Origin of the sequence: Achromobacter spanius (genome assembly GCF_039673305.1) — a bacterium.
In the GTDB taxonomy this organism is placed as follows: Bacteria; Pseudomonadota; Gammaproteobacteria; order Burkholderiales; family Burkholderiaceae_B; genus Achromobacter; species Achromobacter spanius_F.
On record NZ_JBDJLJ010000010.1, the window covers coordinates 61,565 to 81,578 of the forward strand.

Annotated in this window: 26 protein-coding genes; 1 reads left to right on the top strand and 25 read right to left on the bottom strand. The window is 67.4% G+C overall.

What is annotated here, in order from left to right; all coding sequences use genetic code 11:
- Positions 1–6: 6 nt before the first annotated feature.
- Positions 7–1,161, top strand: coding sequence for a trypsin-like peptidase domain-containing protein (locus ABE485_RS11350; RefSeq protein WP_346515399.1), 1,155 nt, complete (start codon positions 7–9; stop codon positions 1,159–1,161).
- On the opposite strand, the gene ABE485_RS11355 is transcribed toward ABE485_RS11350, so the two are convergent.
- From ABE485_RS11355 to ABE485_RS11475, 25 genes are all read right to left on the bottom strand, one after another.
- Positions 1,158–1,571 carry a helix-turn-helix domain-containing protein gene (locus ABE485_RS11355; protein WP_346515400.1) on the bottom strand — a complete coding sequence of 138 codons (414 nt, stop codon included), beginning with the start codon at positions 1,569–1,571 and terminating at the stop codon, positions 1,158–1,160. The genes ABE485_RS11350 and ABE485_RS11355 overlap by 4 nt on opposite strands.
- Before the next feature lie 110 nt (positions 1,572–1,681).
- Positions 1,682–2,473, bottom strand: a complete 792-nt coding sequence (tatC, locus tag ABE485_RS11360; RefSeq protein WP_346515401.1) for a twin-arginine translocase subunit TatC — start codon at positions 2,471–2,473, stop codon at positions 1,682–1,684.
- Positions 2,470–3,003 carry a Sec-independent protein translocase protein TatB gene (gene tatB / locus ABE485_RS11365; RefSeq protein WP_346515402.1) on the bottom strand — a complete coding sequence of 178 codons (534 nt, stop codon included), beginning with the start codon at positions 3,001–3,003 and terminating at the stop codon, positions 2,470–2,472. Before tatB ends, tatC begins: the two co-directional genes overlap by 4 nt.
- Before the next feature lie 75 nt (positions 3,004–3,078).
- Positions 3,079–3,306, bottom strand: coding sequence for a Sec-independent protein translocase subunit TatA (gene tatA / locus ABE485_RS11370; protein ID WP_346515403.1), 228 nt, complete (start codon positions 3,304–3,306; stop codon positions 3,079–3,081).
- 14 nt (positions 3,307–3,320) lie between these two features.
- Complete coding sequence (locus ABE485_RS11375) at positions 3,321–3,689, bottom strand: histidine triad nucleotide-binding protein (RefSeq protein WP_346515404.1); 369 nt, start codon at positions 3,687–3,689, stop codon at positions 3,321–3,323.
- A gap of 15 nt (positions 3,690–3,704) precedes the next feature.
- A complete protein-coding gene (locus ABE485_RS11380) occupies positions 3,705–4,055 on the bottom strand; it encodes a phosphoribosyl-ATP diphosphatase (RefSeq protein WP_346515405.1) in 351 nt (116 codons plus the stop codon).
- Complete coding sequence (hisI, locus tag ABE485_RS11385; RefSeq protein ID WP_346515406.1) at positions 4,052–4,456, bottom strand: phosphoribosyl-AMP cyclohydrolase; 405 nt, start codon at positions 4,454–4,456, stop codon at positions 4,052–4,054. Before hisI ends, ABE485_RS11380 begins: the two co-directional genes overlap by 4 nt.
- A 2-nt stretch (positions 4,457–4,458) precedes the next feature.
- Positions 4,459–5,280, bottom strand: coding sequence for an imidazole glycerol phosphate synthase subunit HisF (hisF, locus tag ABE485_RS11390; RefSeq protein ID WP_346515407.1), 822 nt, complete (start codon positions 5,278–5,280; stop codon positions 4,459–4,461).
- Positions 5,277–6,017: a 1-(5-phosphoribosyl)-5-[(5-phosphoribosylamino)methylideneamino]imidazole-4-carboxamide isomerase gene (hisA, locus tag ABE485_RS11395; protein WP_006224535.1), complete on the bottom strand. Its 741-nt coding sequence runs from the start codon at positions 6,015–6,017 to the stop codon at positions 5,277–5,279. The genes hisF and hisA overlap by 4 nt, the downstream gene beginning before the upstream one ends.
- Before the next feature lie 56 nt (positions 6,018–6,073).
- Entirely contained in the window at positions 6,074–6,772 is a 699-nt protein-coding gene (locus ABE485_RS11400; RefSeq protein ID WP_346515408.1) for an imidazole glycerol phosphate synthase subunit HisH, read from the bottom strand.
- A gap of 36 nt (positions 6,773–6,808) precedes the next feature.
- Positions 6,809–7,396, bottom strand: a complete 588-nt coding sequence (hisB, locus tag ABE485_RS11405; protein ID WP_008160445.1) for an imidazoleglycerol-phosphate dehydratase HisB — start codon at positions 7,394–7,396, stop codon at positions 6,809–6,811.
- Position 7,397: 1 nt separating this feature from the next.
- On the bottom strand, positions 7,398–8,564 hold the full coding sequence (gene hisC, locus ABE485_RS11410) for a histidinol-phosphate transaminase (protein WP_346515409.1): 1,167 nt from the start codon (positions 8,562–8,564) through the stop codon (positions 7,398–7,400).
- Positions 8,561–9,865, bottom strand: a complete 1,305-nt coding sequence (hisD, locus tag ABE485_RS11415; protein ID WP_346515410.1) for a histidinol dehydrogenase — start codon at positions 9,863–9,865, stop codon at positions 8,561–8,563. The genes hisC and hisD overlap by 4 nt, the downstream gene beginning before the upstream one ends.
- Positions 9,866–9,920: 55 nt before the next feature.
- A complete protein-coding gene (gene hisG, locus ABE485_RS11420; RefSeq protein WP_346515411.1) occupies positions 9,921–10,595 on the bottom strand; it encodes an ATP phosphoribosyltransferase in 675 nt (224 codons plus the stop codon).
- On the bottom strand, positions 10,592–11,863 hold the full coding sequence (murA, locus tag ABE485_RS11425) for a UDP-N-acetylglucosamine 1-carboxyvinyltransferase (protein ID WP_346515490.1): 1,272 nt from the start codon (positions 11,861–11,863) through the stop codon (positions 10,592–10,594). The genes hisG and murA overlap by 4 nt, the downstream gene beginning before the upstream one ends.
- Positions 11,863–12,108, bottom strand: coding sequence for a BolA family protein (locus ABE485_RS11430; protein ID WP_008160436.1), 246 nt, complete (start codon positions 12,106–12,108; stop codon positions 11,863–11,865). The genes murA and ABE485_RS11430 overlap by 1 nt, the downstream gene beginning before the upstream one ends.
- 5 nt (positions 12,109–12,113) lie before the next feature.
- Entirely contained in the window at positions 12,114–12,926 is an 813-nt protein-coding gene (locus tag ABE485_RS11435) for an ABC transporter permease (RefSeq protein WP_346515412.1), read from the bottom strand.
- Entirely contained in the window at positions 12,923–13,735 is an 813-nt protein-coding gene (locus ABE485_RS11440; RefSeq protein WP_346515413.1) for an ABC transporter ATP-binding protein, read from the bottom strand. The genes ABE485_RS11435 and ABE485_RS11440 overlap by 4 nt, the downstream gene beginning before the upstream one ends.
- A gap of 172 nt (positions 13,736–13,907) precedes the next feature.
- Complete coding sequence (locus ABE485_RS11445) at positions 13,908–14,537, bottom strand: MlaC/ttg2D family ABC transporter substrate-binding protein (protein ID WP_346515414.1); 630 nt, start codon at positions 14,535–14,537, stop codon at positions 13,908–13,910.
- A 37-nt stretch (positions 14,538–14,574) separates the two neighbouring features.
- Complete coding sequence (locus tag ABE485_RS11450; protein ID WP_346515415.1) at positions 14,575–15,378, bottom strand: MlaA family lipoprotein; 804 nt, start codon at positions 15,376–15,378, stop codon at positions 14,575–14,577.
- Positions 15,379–15,460: 82 nt separating this feature from the next.
- On the bottom strand, positions 15,461–15,961 hold the full coding sequence (gene mlaD, locus ABE485_RS11455) for an outer membrane lipid asymmetry maintenance protein MlaD (RefSeq protein WP_346515416.1): 501 nt from the start codon (positions 15,959–15,961) through the stop codon (positions 15,461–15,463).
- Positions 15,962–15,973: 12 nt separating this feature from the next.
- A complete protein-coding gene (gene mlaE / locus ABE485_RS11460) occupies positions 15,974–16,762 on the bottom strand; it encodes a lipid asymmetry maintenance ABC transporter permease subunit MlaE (protein ID WP_346515417.1) in 789 nt (262 codons plus the stop codon).
- Entirely contained in the window at positions 16,759–17,595 is an 837-nt protein-coding gene (locus ABE485_RS11465; protein WP_346515418.1) for an ABC transporter ATP-binding protein, read from the bottom strand. The genes mlaE and ABE485_RS11465 overlap by 4 nt, the downstream gene beginning before the upstream one ends.
- Before the next feature lie 345 nt (positions 17,596–17,940).
- On the bottom strand, positions 17,941–19,002 hold the full coding sequence (locus tag ABE485_RS11470) for an NAD(P)H-dependent flavin oxidoreductase (RefSeq protein WP_346515419.1): 1,062 nt from the start codon (positions 19,000–19,002) through the stop codon (positions 17,941–17,943).
- An 18-nt stretch (positions 19,003–19,020) separates the two neighbouring features.
- On the bottom strand, positions 19,021–19,998 hold the full coding sequence (locus tag ABE485_RS11475) for a tripartite tricarboxylate transporter substrate binding protein (protein ID WP_346515420.1): 978 nt from the start codon (positions 19,996–19,998) through the stop codon (positions 19,021–19,023).
- Positions 19,999–20,014: the final 16 nt, after the last annotated feature.

The following is a 20,014-nucleotide window of genomic DNA, read 5'->3' on the forward strand; positions in this document are numbered from 1 at the left end:
AGAAACATGCGCCGATATTGGCTGATCTTTGCTCAGGCCGTCACGGTCTGCCTGGCTATTCTATTCGTGGTGACGACTTTGCGGCCCGACCTGCTGCGCCTGGGCGGGCCGGCGACGGCCCAGCAGGCCGCGAACGGACGTCCGCCCGCAGGGCGGGACATGGGGGCGGTGTCGTATGCGGACGGCGTGGCGCGCGCGGCGCCGTCGGTCGTCAACGTGTTCACCACCAAGCACGTGAACGTACCCCTGGTTCCCCTGCCCGACGACCCGGTGCTGCGCCAGTTCTTCGGCCAGTTGCCGGGCGTGAGCCGCCGGGAAGCGTCGACCAGCCTGGGTTCCGGGGTGATCGTGAACCAGGACGGCTACGTGCTGACCAACTATCACGTGGTGCAGGCCGCCGATGCGATCGAGGTCGCGCTGAAGGACGGCCGCCGCGACACTGCCAAGGTGGTGGGCGCGGATCCGGATACCGACCTGGCGGTGCTCAAGCTGGCGACGCTGCGGTCCCTGCCGGCCGCGACGCTGGCGCCCGACCGGGGCTTGCGCGTGGGCGACGTCGTCCTGGCGATCGGCAATCCGTTCGGGGTGGGCCAGACCACCACGCAGGGCATCGTGTCCGCGCTGGGCCGCAACGGCCTGGGCCTGAACACTTACGAGAGCTTCATCCAGACCGACGCGGCGATCAATCCGGGCAATTCGGGCGGCGCGCTGATCGATGCCCACGGCAACCTGGTGGGCATCAATACCGCCATCTACTCCGAATCGGGCGGATCGATGGGCATCGGCTTTGCGACGCCCATCGAGATCGCGCGCAAGGTCATGGACGAGATCGTCAAGACCGGGGGCGTCAAGCGCGGCTGGCTGGGCGTGGAGCCGCAGGACATGACGCCCGAACTGGCGCGGGCCTTCGAGCTGGACCGCGACGCCACGGGCGTGATTATCGCCGGCGTCATGCGCGACGGCCCGGGTGGGCGGGGAGGCCTGCGCGTGGGCGACATCGTGCAGTCGGTGAACGGCAAGCGCGTGACGGACACCACCGGCCTGCTGGCGGAGATCGCGCAGCTGCCCCCGGGGCAGCGCGCGACGCTGGGCATCCTTCGCGCCGGCAAGCCCGCGGAGCTGGCCGTGGTGGTGGGCACGCGGCCGGGCAAGCCGCGCTAGGCCCGCCCGGCGCCTGCTTCGGGCTGGCCGCCAGGCGGTTTGCTTGGGGTTGAAATCAGGCGCACCAGCGCCAGGACCTGCCTTTTGATGCTGTCGGGCTGGTGGCTCAGTTGGGCGCAGATTTCGGCACAGTAGCCGTCGACGTTCCCGGAAGCGGTGGGCAGGACGCGGGACGCGCGGCCGGCGGCGGGATCGGACGCGGGCGTCACCCCGTCGGTCAGCCAGGGCACGCTGGTATCGAGCGCCCGCGCCAGGCGCACCAGGGTGGCGCGCGATGGCGAATAGCGGTCTGCGCGGGTAAGAATGCGGTGAATGCAGGACTGCGGCACGCCTGAGAGGCGCGCGAGCTGGTGCTGGCTGCGGATTCCGCGCCACCGCATCAGGGTTTGCAGTCTTTGGGAGAGCGACATGACTGCAATGTAGGATTGCAGCCAGGCTTGAACAAGCGTGAATCGGTCTTACTTTGCCCCGGGCCAGGGGTTTCGGGCGGGACAACCTTGCGGCGGCCCCGCTACCGGACTCAGTGGCGTTCGGTCAACGAATCCGAGGCCGCGCCGTCCGCGGCGCCCTCTTTGGGCGTGACCATGCGGGCGCAGATCAGCCCGACTTCATAGAGCAGGCACAGCGGGACCGCCAGCATGAACTGGCTGACCACATCGGGCGGCGTGACCACCGCGGCGATGATGAAGGCCCCGACCACCACGTAGCCGCGCGCGGCCTTGAGCTTGGACAGTTCGACCACGCCCATTTTCACCAGCAGCACGACGGCCACGGGCACCTCGAAGGTGATGCCGAACGCCATGAACATCGTCATGACGAAGCTCAGGTAGGCCTCGATGTCCGGCGCCGGCGTGATGGACTGCGGCGCGAAGGTGGCGATGAAGTGGAACACCGTGCGGAACACCACGAAATAGCAAAACGCCATGCCCGCGATGAACAGGAACGTGCTGGAGACGATCAGCGGCAGCGCCAGGCGCTTTTCATGCCGGTACAGGCCGGGCGCCACGAAGGCCCAGGCCTGGTACAGCACCACGGGCAGCGCCACGATGAACGCGGCCATCATCGTGACCTTGACCGGCACCATGAAGGGCGTGATGACGCCCGTGGCGATCATGCGCGTGCCTTCGGGCAGCGAGGCCAGCATGGGGGCGGCCAGCACGTCATAGATGGCGGAGGCGCCGGGATAGATGAACAGCACGACGAACACGGCCACCACCGCGCCGACGGCGCGCAGCAGGCGGGTGCGCAGCTCGACCAGATGGGAGATGAAAGTCTCCTGCTGGCCTTCTTCTTGGGATGCGTCCTGGGTCACGACGGTGTTCCGGAGGGCAAGACGGGCTTGGCGGCGGGCGCGGCGTCGTCAGCCTTGGGCGCGCTGGGCGCCGGGGCGGGTTGTTGTGGGGCGGCGGCCGGAACGGGCGCGGGCTCCGCGGCGGGCAGGTCCAGGTCCAGATTGTGGTTCTGGCCCGGTGGGGCAATGGTGCGCGCGGGGTCGGCGGGCGTTTCCGCCGTGGCGGCCGGCGCGGCCTTGCCGCTGGCTTCGCGGGCGACTTCGTCGAGTTCCGCGCGGAACTGCTGCACGGGCTCTTGAAGCGAGGCCTGCGTTTCGTTCAGCGACTGCTGCACGCCTTGGGCGGCGTCTTCCATTTCGGACTTGAACTTGCGCAGTTCGTCGAGTTCGATTTCACGCTGGATATCGGACTTGACGTCGTTGACGTAACGCTGCGCGCGCCCGAGCAGGTGGCCGACGGTGCGGGCCACCTTGGGGAGGCGTTCGGGGCCGATGACGATCAGGGCGACGACGCCGATCACCATCAGTTCAGTGAGGCTGACATCAAACATTCGACGGCCGCTCGGGAATTGAAGCAATGAGGGCCGGCCCGTTCAGGGCTGGCCCGGAGGGAGGCTGGCTTGCGCTCAGGAGTTGGACTTTTCCTTGGCCTGCACGTCGATGGTGTCGCCGGCGACGCGCTGCTGCGCGATCGGTTCAGCGGGCTTGTCGCTGTTGGCTTCTTTCATGCCTTCCTTGAAGCCCTTGACGGCGCCACCCAGATCGCCACCGATGTTGCGCAGCTTCTTGGTGCCGAAGATGAGCGCGACGATGACCAGAACGACCAACCAATGCCAAATGCTGAAACTACCCATGATGTTTCTCCGAATTACGCAGTGGGGGCCACGCGCCCTTTCCAGGGTCGCGAGCCGCCGATGATGTGGAAATGCAGATGCGGGACTTCCTGGCCGCCTTCGACGCCAGAATTGATCATGATGCGAAATCCGCCATCAGGGCCCGGACGGCATCCGTTCTCGGCGGCAAGCCGAGGCGCCAACGACATCATTCTACCCAACCAATCTGCGTCCTCGCCCGTAATATCCTGCATGGATGTGACATGACGTCGAGGAATCAGCAGTAAATGCACCGGTGCGGCCGGATTGATATCGTGGAATGCAACAAAGTCCTGGTCTTCATAGACCTTCTTGGACGGGATGTCGCCGGTGGCGATCTTGCAAAACAGGCAGTTGTCGCTCATTGGTACGTTCCGTGGTCAGTCTTGCGGGCGGCTTGCCTTTTCCGCCAGGCCCGACAGGCCCTCGCGGCGGGCCAGCTCGGCCAGCACGTCTTCGGGCCGCAGGTTGAAATGCGTCAGCGCGACCATGCAGTGAAACCACAGATCGGCGGTTTCGCTGACGATGCGGTCCGGCACGCCGTCCTTGGCGGCCATGACCAGTTCCGTGGCCTCTTCCCCGATCTTCTTGAGGAAGGCGTCGGGGCCCTTGGCCAGCAGCTTGGCCGAATAGGATGCCTTGGGATCGCCGCCGTTTTCGGGGCGCCGGGTTTCCAGGGTGTCTGCGATGCGGGCCAGGACGTCGGCCGCGCTCAGGGCTTGATCAGTCATTTGTAGATGAGCTCGGGGTCTTTGAGCACGGGATCCACCGTGACCCAGGCGGCCTTGTCGGTCTGGCCTTCCAGGCGGCGGAAGAAGCAGCTTGCGCGGCCGGTGTGGCAGGCGATGCCGCCTTCCTGGTGGACCTTCAGCAGGATGACGTCGCCGTCGCAGTCCAGGCGCAGTTCATGCACTTCCTGGACGTGGCCGGACTCTTCGCCCTTGCGCCACAGGCGCTGGCGCGAGCGCGACCAGTAGACCGCGCGGCCGGTGGCGGCGGTTTCGGACAGGGATTCGCGGTTCATCCAGGCCACCATCATGATCTGGCCGTTTTCGGCGTCTTGGGCGATGGCGGGGATCAGGCCGTTTTCGTCGAAGACGACGTCGGCCAGCCAGGCGGGTTCGTTGCTCATAATCAGTCCAATCGTACGGCGATGCCTTGTTCGGCCATGAAGCGCTTGCATTCGCCGACGGTATGCTGGCCAAAGTGGAAGATGCTGGCGGCCAGCACCGCGCTGGCGCGGCCCGTGGTGACGCCGTCGGCCAGGTGCTGCAGGTTGCCCACGCCGCCGGAGGCGATGACGGGCACCGGCACGGCGTCGGAGACCGTGCGGGTCAGTTCCAGGTCGAAGCCCGACTTGGTGCCGTCGCGGTCCATGCTGGTGAGCAGGATTTCGCCGGCGCCGTAGGCGGCCATGCGGCGCGCCCAGGCCACGGCGTCCAGCCCGGTGGCCTTGCGGCCGCCATGGGTGAAGACTTCCCAGCGTGCGGGTTCTCCGGGCGCCGAGACGCGGCGCGCGTCGATGGCCACCACCACGCACTGCGAGCCGTGATAGTCCGAAGCAGCGCGGACCAAATCGGGATTGGCGACCGCGGCGCTGTTGATGCTGATCTTGTCGGCGCCGGCGTTCAGCAGGCGCTGGATGTCGGACACCTGGCGCACGCCGCCGCCCACCGTCAGCGGGATGAAGACCTGCGACGCGACCTGCTCGATGATGGGCAGGATCAGGTCGCGGCCGTCGCTGGTGGCGGTGATGTCCAGGAAGGTGAGTTCGTCGGCGCCCTGCTCGTTGTAGCGGCGGGCGATTTCGACGGGGTCGCCCGCGTCGAGCAGGTTGACGAAGTTCACGCCCTTGACGACACGGCCGGCCGTGACGTCAAGGCAGGGGATGATGCGGCGGGTCAGCGCGTTCTGCAAGGGCGCGCCGGCCCCGGGGGTGCTGCTGGATGTGGTCATTTTGCCAATTCGTCGGCGCGCGCCTGCGCGGCCTGGAAGTCGAGCGTGCCTTCGTAGATGCTGCGGCCCAGGATGGCGCCTTCGACGCCCTCTTCCTCGACGGCGCACAGGGCTTCGATGTCCTGGATGCCGGCGATGCCGCCCGATGCGTACACGGGGATGCGCACGTGCTGGGCCAGGCGGACCGTGGCTTCGACGTTGACGCCCGACAACATGCCGTCGCGGCCGATGTCGGTGTAGATGATGGCTTCGCAGCCGTAGTCTTCGAACTTCTTGGCCAGGTCGAGCACGTCGTGGCGGGTCAGCTTGCTCCAGCCGTCGGTGGCGATCTTGCCGTCGCGGGCGTCCAGGCCGACGATGATCTGGCCGGGGAAGGCGCCGCAGGCGTCCTGCAGGAAGCCCGGGTTCTTGACCGCGGCGGTGCCGATGATCACGTAGGAGATGCCGGCGTCGAGGTAGCGTTCGATGGTGTCGAGATCGCGGATGCCGCCGCCGATCTGGACGGGGATGTCGTCGCCGACGGCGTCCAGGATCGCCTTGATGGGCGCTTCGTTCTTCGGTTTGCCGGCGACGGCGCCGTTCAGGTCGACCAGGTGCAGGCGGCGGGCGCCTTGGTCGAGCCAGCGGGTGGCCATGGCGGCGGGGTCTTCGGAGAACACCGTTGCATCGTCCAGGTCACCCTGGCGCAGGCGCACGCAGCGCCCGTCTTTGAGATCGATGGCGGGGATCAGCAGCATGGTTGGCAGAAAAAAAATAGAAAGGTTGAATGGGCTGGCGCTAGCAGGCTCTAGGCCTACGGCTGCCAGTCTACAAAATTGCGATACAGGCGCAAACCGTGCTCGGCGCTCTTTTCGGGGTGGAACTGCACCGCGAAAATGTTAGCTGCCGCCACCGCGCAGGTAAAGGCGACGCCATAATCGGTTTCACCAACAGTCAGGCCCGGATCAGCCGGATCGGCGTAGTAGCTATGGACGAAATAGAAGTGCGAGTCGTCCGGAATGCCGTCCCAGATCGGATGAGAGCGCGTATGGCGGACTTTGTTCCATCCCATGTGCGGCACTTTGAGGAGCTCGGGGCGGGTGTCGGCCAGGCCTGCCGCGCCGGTGTCGGCCAGGCAGGCTGCGTCGTCGGCGGGGATCAGGTCCGCGAAGCGCGGGCCGGAAAAGCGGCGCACAACGCCTGGGAACAGACCCAGGCACGTCGTGGCGCCCTCTTCGCTGGCGTCGAACAGCATCTGTTCGCCCACGCAGACGCCCAGCAGGGGTTTTTCGCGAGCGGCGCGGACGACGGCTTCGCGCAGGCCGGATTCGTTCAGGGTGCGCATGCAGTCCGCCATCGCGCCCTGGCCCGGAAACACGACGCGGTCGGCCGCGGCGATCTCCTGGGGCTGGTTGCAGATGCGGATGTCCGCGTCAGGCGCGGCGTATTTCAGGGCGCGTGCGACGGAATGGAAATTGCCCATTCCATAGTCGACGATGGCGATAGTGGTCACTTCGGTCTGCCTGGTGCGATGCGGTGTTGATTGGCGTTACAGCACGCCCTTGGTGGAGGGCACGACGTCGCCCATGCGGGGATCGACTTCGAGGGCCATGCGCAGCGCGCGGCCACAGGCCTTGAAGACCGTTTCCGCCTGGTGGTGCGAATTGAAGCCGCGCAGGTTGTCGATGTGCATCGTGATGAGCGCGTGGTTCACCAGGCCCTGGAAGAATTCGCGCGTGAGGTCCACGTCGAAGCTGCCGATGTGCGACCGGGTGAAGGGGATGTGGTATTCCAGGCCGGGACGACCGGAGAAGTCCACCACCACGCGCGACAGCGCTTCGTCCAGCGGCACGTAGGCGTGGCCGTAGCGGCGCAGGCCGGCCTTGGTGCCGGCGGCCTTGGCGATCGCCATGCCCAGCGTGATGCCCACGTCTTCCACCGTGTGATGCGCGTCGATGTGCAGGTCGCCCTCGGCCTTGATGTCCAGGTCGATCAGGCCGTGGCGGGCGATCTGGTCCAGCATGTGGTCCAGGAACGGCACGCCCGTGTCGATCGTCTGCTTGCCGGTGCCGTCGAGGTTGATGGCCACGCGGATGCGGGTTTCGTTGGTGTTGCGGGTGATTTCTGCGGTACGCATGTTAAGCACTCAAGATCTCTTGCAGGGCGGATAGCAAGGCGGCGTTCTCGGCCGGGGTGCCCACCGAGATGCGCAGGCAGTCGGCCAGCAGCGGGTGGGCGTTGGAGAAGTTGCGAATCAATATTTTGCGCGTTTTCAGGGCAAGATGCACGGCGTTGCCGTCCAGCTTGCCGGAAAAGCGCGCGAGTATGAAGTTGGCGGCGGAAGGGAATACCCTGACGCCCGGCAGTCGGGCGAGGGCCGCGGCCAGGGGTTCGCGGTCGGCGCGCAGCCGGGCGGCCTGTTCGTCCAGCACGGACTTGTGGCGCAGCACGGCCAGCAGCGTTGCCTGGGTCAGCACGTTCAGGTTGTAGGGCGGGCGGACCTTGTTCAGCTCGGCGATCCAGGCGGGATGGCCGGCCAGGTAGCCGAACCGCAGGCCCGCCAGGCCGATCTTGGACACGGTGCGCATGACCACCACGTTGAGGGCGTCCAGCACGCCCGGCATCCAGGTATGGCCGGCAAACGGCTGGTAGGCCTCGTCCAGCACCACCAGACCCGGCGCCGCGCGCACGATGGCGTCGACGTCCGCGGGCGACCACAGCCCGCCGGTGGGGTTGTTGGGCGTGGCCAGGAACACCACTTTGGGCTGGTGTTCGCGGATCGCCGCCAGCATGGCGGGCAAATCCAGGGTCAGATCATGCGTCAGCGGCACGCCGACGAAGCGGGCGTGGTCGAAGCGCGCCGCCATGTCGAAGTACACGAAGGACGGCCAGGGCGACAGGACCACATCCCCGGGGTTGCAGCAGGCCTGCACCATGATGTGGATGAGCTCGTCCGAGCCGTTGCCGAAGAGCACGTCCGCCGCGTCGGGGATGCCGAAGGCCGTCTTGACGGCGGCCTGCAGCCCGGACAGGTCGGCGGAGGGATAGCGGTTCAGCGGGGTGTCGCGGACGGCGCGCGCGATATCGTCGCGCACGGCCTCGGGCAGTTCGTACGGGCATTCCATCGCGTCCAGCTTGATGCAGCCTTCGGCGTGGGCGACCGGGTAAGCCGCCAGTTCGAGGATGTCGGCCCGGACGGTGCCTTTGACGCGGCCGGCGACGTCGGCCGCGGGGACCGTGCGCGCTGGACTGCCTTCGTGCTGCGCACCCCGGTATTCGCCCTGGGGGCGGCCCGGCAGGCTCATGGCTTGTCGACCCGGTACTGGGCGCTGGCTGCGTGCGCCTGCAGGCCTTCGCCCAGCGCCAGTTCGGCGGCGATGCGGCCCAGCGTCTGGGCGCCCGCATGCGAGACCTGGATCAGGCTGGAGCGCTTCTGGAAGTCGTACACGCCCAGCGGCGACGAGAATCGGGCCGTGCGCGAGGTGGGCAGCACGTGGTTGGGACCCGCGCAGTAGTCGCCCAGGGCTTCCGAACTGAAGCGGCCCATGAAGATGGCGCCGGCGTGGCGGATCCGGGCGGTCCAGACCTCGGGCTGTTCCGTGGAGATTTCCAGGTGCTCGGGGGCGATGTCGTTGGCGATCTGGCAGGCTTCTTCCAGGCTTTGCACCAGGATCAGCGCGCCGCGATTGGCCAGGCTGACGCGCAGGATGTCGGCGCGCGGCATCGTGGGCAGGAGGCGGGCGATGGACGCTTCGACCTCTTCAATGAAGGCGGCGTCGGGACACAGCAGGATGGACTGGGCGAGCTCGTCGTGTTCGGCTTGCGAGAACAGATCCATGGCGATCCAGTCGGCCGGCGTCTTGCCGTCGCAGATGACCAGGATTTCGCTGGGCCCGGCGATCATGTCGATGCCGACCACGCCGAACACGCGGCGCTTGGCCGCGGCCACGTAGGCGTTGCCCGGGCCGACGATCTTGTCGACGGCAGGCACGGTGTCCGTGCCGTAGGCCAGCGCGCCCACGGCTTGCGCGCCGCCGATGGCGAACACGCGGTCCACGCCGGCGATGGCGGCGGCGGCCAGCACGATGGGATTGCGCACGCCGTCAGGGGTGGGCGTGACCATGACCAGTTCCTGCACGCCGGCGACCTTGGCCGGGATCGCGTTCATCAGCACCGACGACGGATAGGCGGCCTTGCCGCCCGGCACGTACAGGCCCACGCGGTCCAGGGGGGTGACCTGCTGGCCCAGCAGCGTGCCGTCGGCTTCCGTGTAGGTCCAGGTTTCGGCGCGCTGGCGCTCGTGGTAGGCCCGCACGCGGTCGGCGGCGGCTTCCAGCGCGTTGCGCTGGGCGGCGGGCAGCGCGGCCAGGGCCGCGTGCCAGTCGGCCTTGGGGATTTCCAGCGTATGGGCCGATGCGCCGGGCATGCGGTCGAAGCGCTGCGTGTATTCCACCAGCGCGGCGTCGCCGCGCGTGCGGACATCCGCCAGGATGTTGGCGGCGGCGCGGTCGATGGACTCGTCCTCGGTGGCCTCGAAGGCCAGCAGCTTGGACAGGGCGGATTTGAATCCGGGATCGCGGGAGTCGAGACGATTGATCAGGGCCATGGCGTCATGGAGCAAAGCGGGTAACGGCCGCCGCGCCGGGCGCGGCGGGCGGGAATCAGGCGTTGCGGGAGGCGGCTCTTTCGAATGCGTCCAGCAGCGGTTGAAGGCGGTCGCCTCGGGTCTTCAGGGCGGCCTGGTTGACGATCAGGCGCGACGAGATCGGCATGACGTCTTCGACCGCGACCAGATCGTTGGCGCGCAGCGTCCCGCCGGTGGACACCAGGTCCACGATGCAGTCGGCCAGTCCGACCAGCGGCGCCAGTTCCATCGAACCATACAGCTTGATGATGTCGACGTATACACCCTTGGCCGCGAAGTGTTCACGGGCTGACTGCACGTACTTGGTGGCCACGCGCAGGCGCGCGCCCTGGTGCACGGCGGCGTCGTAGTCGAAGCCGTTGCGCACGGCCACGGCCAGGCGGCACTTGGCGATGTTCAGGTCGATGGGCTGGTACAGGCCGCCGGGCTGTTCCTTGGCATGCTCGATGAGCACGTCCTTGCCCGCGATGCCGAGGTCGGCCGCGCCGTACTGCACGTAGGTGGGCACGTCGGAGGCGCGCACGATGATCAGGCGCAGGCCCGGGTCGCTGGTGGGCAGGATGAGCTTGCGCGAGCTTTCCGGATTCTCCGGGACCTCGATGCCGGCTTCCGCCAGCAGCGGCATGGTTTCTTCGAAGATGCGGCCCTTGGACAACGCCAGGGTCAGCGGGGTGACGGTGGCATTGTTCATCGCGCCTGTTCCTTGCCGGTAACTCGTTGGATATCCGCGCCCAGGGCGCGCAGTTTCACTTCCATCTGATCGTAGCCGCGATCCAGGTGATAGATGCGGTCGACCAGCGTGTCGCCGTCGGCGGCCAGGCCGGCGATGACCAGGCTGGCCGAGGCGCGCAGGTCGGTGGCCATGACCGTGGCGCCCGACAGGCGCGGCACGCCGCGCACGACGGCGGTGTGGCCGTCGATGTCGATCTGGGCGCCCATGCGGCGCAGTTCCTGCACGTGCATGTAGCGGTTTTCGAAGATGGTCTCGACGATGACCGACGTGCCGTCGGCCACGGCGTCCAGCGCCATGAGCTGGGCCTGCATGTCGGTGGCGAAGCCTGGATACTCGTGCGTGCGAAAGCCCACGGCCTTGGGACGCGCGGACATGGCGCCGCGGATCCAGTCCGGGCCGGTCTCGATGGTCAGGCCCGCCTGGACCAGCTTGTCCAGCGTGGCGCCCAGGATGCCGGCGTCGACGTTCCTGAGCAGGATGTCCCCGCCAGCCGCGCCCACCGCGCACAGGAAGGTGCCGGCCTCGATGCGGTCGGAGATGACGCGGTGCTCGGCGCCGTGCAGGCGGTCCACGCCGTCGATGACGATGCGGTCGGTGCCGTGGCCCTGGATGCGTGCGCCCATCTTGATGAGCAGTTCGGCCAGGTCCACGACTTCAGGTTCGCGCGCGGCGTTCTCCAGCACGGTCTGGCCTTCGGCCAGGACGGCGGCCATCAGCAGGTTTTCCGTGCCGGTGACCGTGACCATGTCGGTACGGATGGAGGCGCCCTTCAGGCGCTTGGCGCGCGCCACGACGAAGCCGTGTTCGATGCTGATTTCAGCGCCCAGCGCGGCCAGGCCCTTGATGTGCTGGTCGACCGGACGCTGGCCGATGGTGCAGCCGCCCGGCAGGCTGACGCGGGCCTCGCCGAAGCGCGCGACCAGCGGCCCCAGCACCAGGATGGACGCGCGCATGGTCTTGACCAGGTCGTACGGCGCTTCCAGGTTGTCGACCTTGTCGGCCTGCAGCGTGACCACGCCGTCGTCGCCGCGTTCGGCGCGCATGCCCATGCGCGCCAGCAGGCGCAGCATGGTGCCCGTGTCGTTCAGGCGCGGCACGTTGGACAGGCTCAGCGCGTCGGCGGTCAGGAGGCCCGCGCACAGGATCGGCAGCGCCGAGTTCTTGGCGCCGGAAATCGAGATCTCGCCGTGCAGCCGCGCGCCGCCGGTGATGCGTAGCTTGTCCATCATTCGCCTGCTTTCTGATATTCGGCAGGGGTCAGGGTGCGCATCGACAGCGCGTGGATCTCGGCCTTCATGCGGTCGCCCAGTGCGGCGTAGACCAGTTGATGGCGCTGGATCAGGCGCTTGCCTTCGAAGGCGGCGCTGACGATGACTGCGTCGAAGTGCGAACCGTCGCCCTGCACGTCAAGATGTTCACAGGGCAGGCCTTCCGCGATGTATTGGCGGACTTGCGCGGGAGTGGGAAGCATGGACGTCAGTTCCTGAGTTTGTAGCCGCTGGCCAGAAGCCGCAGCGCATAAGTCGAGAGCGCAAGGAACACCCCCGTCACCACCGCCAGGCTGTGCCAGGGGGAGACGTCCGACACCGAGAAGAATCCGTAGCGGAATCCGTCGATGGTGTAGAAGATGGGGTTCCAGTGGGACACGCTTTGCCAGAAAGGCGGCAGCGTATGGATGGAATAGAACACGCCGGACAGGAAGGTGGCCGGCATGATCAGGAAGTTCTGGAAAGCCGCGAGTTGGTCGAATTTTTCGGACCACAGGCCGGCCACGAGTCCCAGCACGCCCATGATGCCGCAAGCCAGCACGGCGAACAGCAGCACCCACAGCGGATGCGCGGGCGCCAGCGGCACGAAGAACAGCGCGACCACCCAGACGCACACCCCGACCGCCAGGCCGCGCACGATCGCCGCCAGCACGTAGGCGCCGAAGATGTCCCGGTGCGACAGCGGCGGCAGCAGCATGAACACGAGGTTGCCGGTGATGCGGCTCTGGATGAGCGACGACGACGGGTTGGCGAACGCGTTCTGCAGCATGCTCATCATCATGAGCCCGGGGATCAGGAACGACGTGTACGGAACGGTGCCGTACACCGTGACGCGCCCTTCCAGGACATGCGCGAAGACCAGCAGGTACAGCAGCGCCGTGATGACGGGGGCGGCGATGGTCTGGAAGCTGACCTTCCAGAAGCGCAGCAATTCCTTGCGCAGGAGCGTCGGGAAGCCAGACCCCGCGTCCAGGCGGGGCTGCACCAGCGGCTGGCTGGCGGTCGCGGTGGGCTGGGTCATGACGAGATCTCTTCGGGTTGCAGGGACGGCGAGGCGGGTTCGTCGTCCTGGTGCATGATGCGCACGAATGCGTCTTCGAGGTCCACGCCGCCCACCCGGGCCAGCAGGGCCTGCGTCGTGTCCAGGGCCACGATGCGTCCGCCCTTGAGCATGGCGATGCGCCCGCACAGCGCTTCCGCTTCCTCGAGGTAGTGGGTGGTGAGCATGATGGTGTGGCCAGCCTTGTTCAGGCGCGAGATGAATTCCCACAGCGTGCGGCGCAGGTCGACGTCAACGCCCGCCGTGGGCTCGTCCAGGACGATCACGGGGGGGCGGTGCACCAGCGCCTGCGCCACCAGCACGCGGCGCTTCATGCCGCCGGACAGCGCCCGCATGTTGGAATTGGCCTTGTCGGCCAGGCCCAGGTTGAACAGGATTTCGTCGATCCAGTCGTCGTTCTTGCGCAGGCCGAAATAGCCGGACTGGATGCGCAGGGTCTCGCGCACCGTGAAGAAGGGATCGTAGACCAACTCTTGCGGCACCACGCCCAGGGCGCGCCGTGCCGACTTGTAGTCGGCCACGACGTCGTATCCACAGACCGTGGCGCGTCCCGCCGTGGCGTGCGCCAGGCCGGCCAAGATGGAGATCAGCGTGGTCTTGCCCGCGCCGTTGGGCCCGAGCAGGCCGAAGAATTCTCCGTGCTCGATCTTCAGGCTGACGTTGTCCAGCGCCTGGAAGCCCGGACCGGGCGTGCGCCCGAGCAGCTTCTGCCAGCCGCGCTGGCGCGGCGAGTAGATCTTGGAGACGTTTTCTAGGCTGACGGCGGACATGACGGGGGAAGGTGGCCCGAAAAGAGCGAATTGACCATTATATAAGCGCGATGTAACGGCAAGCGGTGATGGCCCCGGCGGCGGTGGGGGCGGCGCAGTGGTGCGTCCCCAAAACAATCGGCCCGGCGGTCCCCGAAGGGCGCGCCGGGCCGATGCAGCCTGGACGGGAGTGTTACTTGTTGCGCTGGTTCAGCGCCTGGATCAGGCCGTCGATGCCGTTCTGGTTGATCTGTTGCGCGAACTGGTTGCGGTAGTTCTCGATCAGCCAGATGCCTTCGACGTTCATGTCGTAGATCTTCCAGCCCTGGGGCGTTTTCTCCAGGCGGTAGTCCACGCCGACCGGCTGGCTGTTGGATTGGTTGATCAGTGTGCGCACGACGACATCGTCGGCCTTGGCGTCGCCGCGGAAGGGCAGCCCCGTGATGCTGGTGCCGGGCGTCACGCGGGTCAGCGCGCCGCTATAGGTGCGCACCAGGGTGCCGCGGAAGGCTTCGGCCAGGGCCGTCTTCTGCTGGTCGGTGGCCTGGCGCCAGTAGCGGCCCGCGGCCAGGCGCGTCGTCTTCTGGAAATTGACGTACGGCAGGATGTGCTGGTCGACGACCTGGTTGATGCGGGCGGTGTTGCCCGCCTTGACCGCGCCGTCGGCCTTCAGGACGTCGAGGGTCTCGTTGGCGGCGGCCAGCACGAACTGGTCGGGCGGACCGTTGGGGTCCGGCTTGGCTTGCGCCGCCGTGGCGGCCGCCATCCCGAGCAGGCCCGTGAAGACCAGTCGCTGCAGCAGTGAGGTAATGGAAAAACGCATCAAATCTCCTTCAGTACCGAAAGCGCAATCCCGCAGCTTACTTGGTTGCGGGCTGCGGCGCCGGCGCGGGCGCGGGCGTGGCGGGGGCATCGTCCTCGCCGTCGTCCTCGTAGTTGGGCAGCGACGACTCGTCGTCCACGCGGTGGCCCAGCACCATCGCGGCGCGGCGCTGCAGGAAGGCGTCACGCACGAAGCTGTAGGGGTCCAGCGCGACGCGGTCGATCGTGTCGGTGGTGTCGAGCAGGTTGGCGCGCGTATCCACGATGCGCAGGCCCCACAGCGAGTTGCGCAGGCGGACGTTGTCGATCGCGTCCACGCCCATGTAGCCGTAGGTGGTGCCGTAGAAGTCGCCCGCCAGGCCGATGCCGTCGCGCACGCTGGACGCGCCGAAGAACGGCAGCACCAGGTACGGGCCCTGGCTGAAGCCCCACACGCCCAGCGTGGTGCCGAAATCGTTGGGGATCTTGCGCGCGCCGTTGGCGGAGGCGACGTCGAAGCAGCCGCCTACGCCCATGGTGGTGTTGAAGAGGAACCGGCCCAGCGTGTTGACGAAGTCGTGGCCGCGGCCCTGCAGAAAGCTGTTGGTGCCCGACCAGAGGTCGCCGACGTTGCTGAAAATGTTGTGGATGCAGCTGCGCACCGGCTGCGGCGTGACAAAGGTGTAGGCCTGGGCGACCGGCTTGAACACCGCGCGGTCGACCGTATCGTTGAACTGGTAGACGCCCCGGTTGAAGCCTTCCCAGGGGTCGCGCGGATCCGGATTCTTCGGCGCGGCGCAGCCTGCCATCAACGCGCCCGCCGCGGCGACGGTGGCAATACGGGAAATCGCTTTCTTGTTCATGTTCCGGGTATCCCTATCAACAATTCTTATCTTATTGCGGTCTTGTGACGCAGCGTTGTTACGGCGTTTTCCGCGGCTGTCTTTAATCCGGCGACTTGGCGGCCGGTTCCGGCGCGGCGGTCGAGCCCTGCTTCTCGGCCGAACCGTACAGGAACTGGCTGATCAACTGTTCCAGCACCACGGCGCTTTGCGTGTAGCGGATCTTGCCGCCGTCGGCAAAGTTCTCTTCTTCGCTGCCGGCGGTCAGGCCCAGGTATTGCTCGCCCAGCAGTCCCGAGGTCAGGATGGAGGCCGAGGAGTCCTTGGGGAACTGGTAGGCCGTCTCCAGGTTGACCGAAACGATCGCCTGGAAGGTCTTGTCGTCGAAGGAGATTCCGGCGACCCGGCCCACCACGACGCCGGCGCTCTTGACCGGCGCGCGGACCTTGAGGCCGCCTACGTTATCGAAGTTGGCCGTCAGCGTATAGGTCGGGGCGAAGGAAAAGGTGCTCAAGTTGCCGGCGCGCAACGCCAGGAAAGCAAGCGCGACCGCGCCCAGCAATACAAACAGGCCTACCCAGAAGTCGGTTTTTTCGCGTGACATGATCGATCCGTATCAATTTCCAAACATCAAGGCGGTGAGCAGGAAGTCCAGCCCGAGTACCGCCAGGGAGCCCACGACCACGGTGCGCGTGGTGGCGCGGGCAACGCCTTCAGGGGTGGGCTTGGCCTGCCAGCCCTCGTAGAGCGCCACCAGGGTCACCGTGACGCCGAACACCACGCTCTTGATGGCGCCGTTGGCCACGTCCTTCCAGACGTCGACCCCGTTTTGCATCTGCGACCAGAAGGCCCCGGCGTCCACGCCGATGAGCAGTACGCCCACGACCCAGCCGCCCAGGATGCCCACCATGGAGAACACCGCCGCCAGGATGGGCATGGCGATGATGCCGCCCCACAGGCGCGGCACGAGCACGCGGCGTATCGGGTCCACGGCCATGACCTCCATGGCCGAAAGCTGTTCGCCGGCCTTCATCAGGCCGATTTCGGCGGTGAGCGAGGTGCCGGCCCGGCCCGCGAACAGCAGCGCCGTGACGACGGGGCCGAGTTCGCGCACCAGCGACAGGGCCACCAGCAGGCCCAGGGCCTCTTCGGAGCCGTAGCGGTTCAGCGTGTAGTAGCCCTGCAGGCCCAGCACGAAGCCCACGAACATGCCGGACACGGCGATGATCAGCAGCGAATAGTTGCCGATGAAATGCACCTGCTGGGACACCAGGCGCGGCCGCGACAGCGCGATGCCGCTGCGGGCGAGCATGGCGCCGAAGAACCGGGTGAAGTAACCGATGCCGGCGACCTGGGTGCGCACCCAGTGGCCCAGCACGGAGACGGCGTTGTTGGATGCGCTCATGCCTTGCGCCTTTTCTGTTCAGACAGCCACTTCTGGAAAGCCGGCGTTTCGGGGTACTGGAACGCGACCGGGCCGTCGGGCTCGCCCTTGAGGAATTGCTGCACGTAGGGGTCTTCGGAAGCCGACAGCGTCTGCGGCGTGCCGGCGGCGGCGAGCTGGTTCCGGCCCACCAGATAGACCTGGTCCGCGATCGCAAAGGATTCGTGCACATCGTGCGTGATCAGCACCGAGGCGCAGCCCAGGCGGTCGGCAAGACTGCGGATCAGGCGGGCGGTGATGCCCAGCGAGATCGGGTCCAGGCCGGCGAAGGGCTCGTCATACAGGATGAGCTCGGGTTCGAGCACCACGGCGCGGGCCAGCGCCACCCGGCGGGACATGCCGCCGGAGATTTCGGACACCTTCAGGTGCGCGGCGGCGCGCAGGCCGACGGCGTCGAGCTTGTCCAGGACGCGTTCGGTGACCTCGGCTTCATCGAGACGGGTGTGTTCGCGCAGCGGGAAGGCCACGTTTTCGAAGACATTCAGGTCGGTGAACAGCGCGCCCTGCTGGAACAGCACGCCCATGCGCTTGCGCAGGGCCTGGACTTCGTCTTGCGTGGCCTGGCCGATGTCCTGGCCGAAGGCCAGCACGCGACCCCGCTGCGCGGTGATCTGGCCGGTGGCCGCCCGCAACAGCGTGGTCTTGCCGGAACCGGAGCCGCCCATGACGGCGACCACCTGGCCGGCCCGGACGTCCATGGAAATGTCGCGCAAGACGGTGAAATCACCGTAGCCAAGCGCCACACCTTCCAGGCGCAGGGCGAATTCCGGGGTGCTGCTGGTTTGAGCGGGCATGGGCAACGAAAGGGGGTTTCGGCGGCGGAGCTTGCCCTGCCGTCATGTCGACGCGCTGGACAGAGAACCAGGCCGGCGCAGCCATGACAGGCTGCGTCGGGAAGCGCCCTGTTACTCAGATGCCGGGGGCGAGATCGAGCCTAGGCTCCCGGCGGCGAGGCGCCATTGTAGCCCGACGCTTTGCAATCACAATCCGATGCGCTGTGCATGGAACAGTGTTTTCGGCCTCAGGGACAATCGGGGGGCGTGTGGGGCGCCGGTCGCAGGTCGCCGGGCCGCCGGCCGCCGGATCGCCGGCCGCCGGATCGCCGGCCGCCGGATCGCCGGCCTTCGGCGCGTCGCGGGTCAGCGGCGTGCCTGCGCCGCGGCCGTTTCCCGGGCCAGGCGCCGGATCAGGTCCGCGGTGGACTCCCGGCGGGCCAGCGGAGCGCCCTGGCCCGCCCAGAGGGACAGGACATTGATATTGCCGCTCTTGCCCCCGGCGGTGCGCATCGGGCGCGTCAGGGCGTTCTGCAGCGGATAGGGAAGGATGTCCCCGGCAATGGCGTCGGCGTCGCGCATGAAGGCGTTGGCGATGCCGCGGGCAGGCCGGCCGGAGAATGCCCGGGTGACCCGCGATTGTTCGGAGCGCGAGGCGGGCAGGACCGCCTTGTAGGCGTCGCTGATGCCGCACTCTTCGGTCGTCAGGAAGGCCGTCCCCATTTGAGCGAGGTCGGCGCCCAGGGCCAGCGCGGCCGCGATGCCGCGCCCGTCCATGATGCCGCCCGACGCGATGACCGGCACCGAAACGGCGTCGGCCACTTGCGGCACCAGGGCCATCGTGCCTATCAGGGACGCATCGAATGCATCCAGGAAGGTGCCGCGATGGCCGCCGGCTTCGGCGCCCTGCGCCACGATGGCGTCCACCCCGTCCTGTTCCAGCGCGACCGCCTCGCGGACGGTGGTGGCGGTGCCCACGGTCAGGATGCCCAGCTCGCGGCAGCGCGCCAGCGCATCGGCCGGGATGCGGCCGAAGGTGAAACTGAAGACGGCGGGGCGCACCCGCAGGATGGCCTCGATCTGTGCGGGCAGGGGATCGGCCTGCGGCCCGGGCGCCTCGGGCGCCGGCAGGCCAAGCTGCTGGTGGTAGCGCGCCATCAGGGCCAGCATCCGCCCGGCGTCGCCCTGCATGGGTTCGTCCGGCACGGTGGCGAACAGGTTGATGGCGAACGGGCGCGGCGTGCGGGCGCGGATCGCGTCCGCCGCCGCCTCGATCTGCTCGGGGCTCATGTAGGCGGCCCCCAGTGATCCCAGGGCGCCCGCCTTCGACGCCTCGGACACCAGGTCCACCGTCGTCGCACCGCCGGCCATGGGCGCCTGGATGACGGGATGGTCCAGCTTGAGCAGGTCAATCAAAGGGGTAGCCATGGGAAAACTCCTGAGGGGTTATTGAAGCTGGATGTTTCCAGCCTTGATGACGTGGGCCCACTTTTCGCTTTCGCTCTTGATGAAGGCCGCGAATTCTTCGGGCGTGCCACCGCCGGCCTGGCTGCCGGTGTCGGCAATGGCCTTCTGCACATCCGGTTCCTTCAGGATGCGGTTGAACTCGGCGTTGAGCCTGGCGATGATCGGCGCGGGCGTGCCGGCCGGCGCCACGATGCCCTGCCAGTTGTAGGACTCGAAGCCCGGCAGGCCGGATTCGGCCATGGTGGGCACGTCGGGCAGCACGGCCAGGCGCTTGGCGGACGTGACGGCGATGGGGTGGATCTTGGCGCCCTGTATGGCCGGCAAGGCGGAATAGCCCATTTCGAACATCATCGAGATATGGCCGCCCATCAGGTCGGTCGCGGCCAGGCTGCCGCCCTTGTAGGGCACGTGGATGATGTCGATCTTGGCCTGTTCGCGGAACATTTCGCCGGACAGGTGGTGCGCGCCTCCGACGCCCGACGACCCGAAGGTCAGCTTGCCGGGCTGCTTCTTGGCCAGCGCGATCAGGTCCGCCAGCGTCTTGACCGGCAGTTCGTTGTTCACGCTCAGGACCAGCGGGCTGTTTTCGATCAGGATGACCGGAGCCAGGTCCTTTTGCGGGTTGTAGGGCATTTCCTTCATGAGCGACGGGTTGACCGCCATCGGGGCCAGGTTGCCCGTGCCGATCGTGTAGCCATCCGGCGCCGCCTTGGCGATCAGGTTGGTGCCGACCACGCCGCCCGCGCCCGCCTTGTTCTCGACGACGACAGGCTGTCCCAGCGATTCGCCCAGTTTGCGCGCCAGCAGGCGCACGCGCGTGTCGGCAAAGCCGCCCGGCGCATAAGGCACGATCATGGTGACGGGCTTGGCGGGCCACTCGGCGGTCTGGGCCTGGGCGGCGCCGCCGAAGGCGGCTGCGGCGGCCACGACGGCAATCAGGGGGCGAAATGCTTTCATGCTGGGAACTCCTCTT

Bases quoted from the DNA above. Each gene is read 5' to 3' on its own strand.
- ABE485_RS11350 (WP_346515399.1), top strand. From the start codon at position 7: ATGCGCCGATATTGGCTGATCTTTGCTCAGGCCGTCACGGTCTGCCTG.
- ABE485_RS11355 (WP_346515400.1), bottom strand. From the start codon at position 1,571: ATGTCGCTCTCCCAAAGACTGCAAACCCTGATGCGGTGGCGCGGAATC.
- tatB (WP_346515402.1), bottom strand. From the start codon at position 3,003: ATGTTTGATGTCAGCCTCACTGAACTGATGGTGATCGGCGTCGTCGCC.
- tatA (WP_346515403.1), bottom strand. From the start codon at position 3,306: ATGGGTAGTTTCAGCATTTGGCATTGGTTGGTCGTTCTGGTCATCGTC.
- ABE485_RS11375 (WP_346515404.1), bottom strand. From the start codon at position 3,689: ATGAGCGACAACTGCCTGTTTTGCAAGATCGCCACCGGCGACATCCCG.
- ABE485_RS11380 (WP_346515405.1), bottom strand. From the start codon at position 4,055: ATGACTGATCAAGCCCTGAGCGCGGCCGACGTCCTGGCCCGCATCGCA.
- hisI (WP_346515406.1), bottom strand. From the start codon at position 4,456: ATGAGCAACGAACCCGCCTGGCTGGCCGACGTCGTCTTCGACGAAAAC.
- hisF (WP_346515407.1), bottom strand. From the start codon at position 5,280: ATGACCACATCCAGCAGCACCCCCGGGGCCGGCGCGCCCTTGCAGAAC.
- hisA (WP_006224535.1), bottom strand. From the start codon at position 6,017: ATGCTGCTGATCCCCGCCATCGATCTCAAAGACGGGCGCTGCGTGCGC.
- hisB (WP_008160445.1), bottom strand. From the start codon at position 7,396: ATGCGTACCGCAGAAATCACCCGCAACACCAACGAAACCCGCATCCGC.
- hisC (WP_346515409.1), bottom strand. From the start codon at position 8,564: ATGAGCCTGCCGGGCCGCCCCCAGGGCGAATACCGGGGTGCGCAGCAC.
- hisD (WP_346515410.1), bottom strand. From the start codon at position 9,865: ATGGCCCTGATCAATCGTCTCGACTCCCGCGATCCCGGATTCAAATCC.
- hisG (WP_346515411.1), bottom strand. From the start codon at position 10,595: ATGAACAATGCCACCGTCACCCCGCTGACCCTGGCGTTGTCCAAGGGC.
- murA (WP_346515490.1), bottom strand. From the start codon at position 11,863: ATGGACAAGCTACGCATCACCGGCGGCGCGCGGCTGCACGGCGAGATC.
- ABE485_RS11430 (WP_008160436.1), bottom strand. From the start codon at position 12,108: ATGCTTCCCACTCCCGCGCAAGTCCGCCAATACATCGCGGAAGGCCTG.
- ABE485_RS11435 (WP_346515412.1), bottom strand. From the start codon at position 12,926: ATGACCCAGCCCACCGCGACCGCCAGCCAGCCGCTGGTGCAGCCCCGC.
- ABE485_RS11440 (WP_346515413.1), bottom strand. From the start codon at position 13,735: ATGTCCGCCGTCAGCCTAGAAAACGTCTCCAAGATCTACTCGCCGCGC.
- ABE485_RS11445 (WP_346515414.1), bottom strand. From the start codon at position 14,537: ATGCGTTTTTCCATTACCTCACTGCTGCAGCGACTGGTCTTCACGGGC.
- ABE485_RS11450 (WP_346515415.1), bottom strand. From the start codon at position 15,378: ATGAACAAGAAAGCGATTTCCCGTATTGCCACCGTCGCCGCGGCGGGC.
- mlaD (WP_346515416.1), bottom strand. From the start codon at position 15,961: ATGTCACGCGAAAAAACCGACTTCTGGGTAGGCCTGTTTGTATTGCTG.
- mlaE (WP_346515417.1), bottom strand. From the start codon at position 16,762: ATGAGCGCATCCAACAACGCCGTCTCCGTGCTGGGCCACTGGGTGCGC.
- ABE485_RS11465 (WP_346515418.1), bottom strand. From the start codon at position 17,595: ATGCCCGCTCAAACCAGCAGCACCCCGGAATTCGCCCTGCGCCTGGAA.
- ABE485_RS11470 (WP_346515419.1), bottom strand. From the start codon at position 19,002: ATGGCTACCCCTTTGATTGACCTGCTCAAGCTGGACCATCCCGTCATC.
- ABE485_RS11475 (WP_346515420.1), bottom strand. From the start codon at position 19,998: ATGAAAGCATTTCGCCCCCTGATTGCCGTCGTGGCCGCCGCAGCCGCC.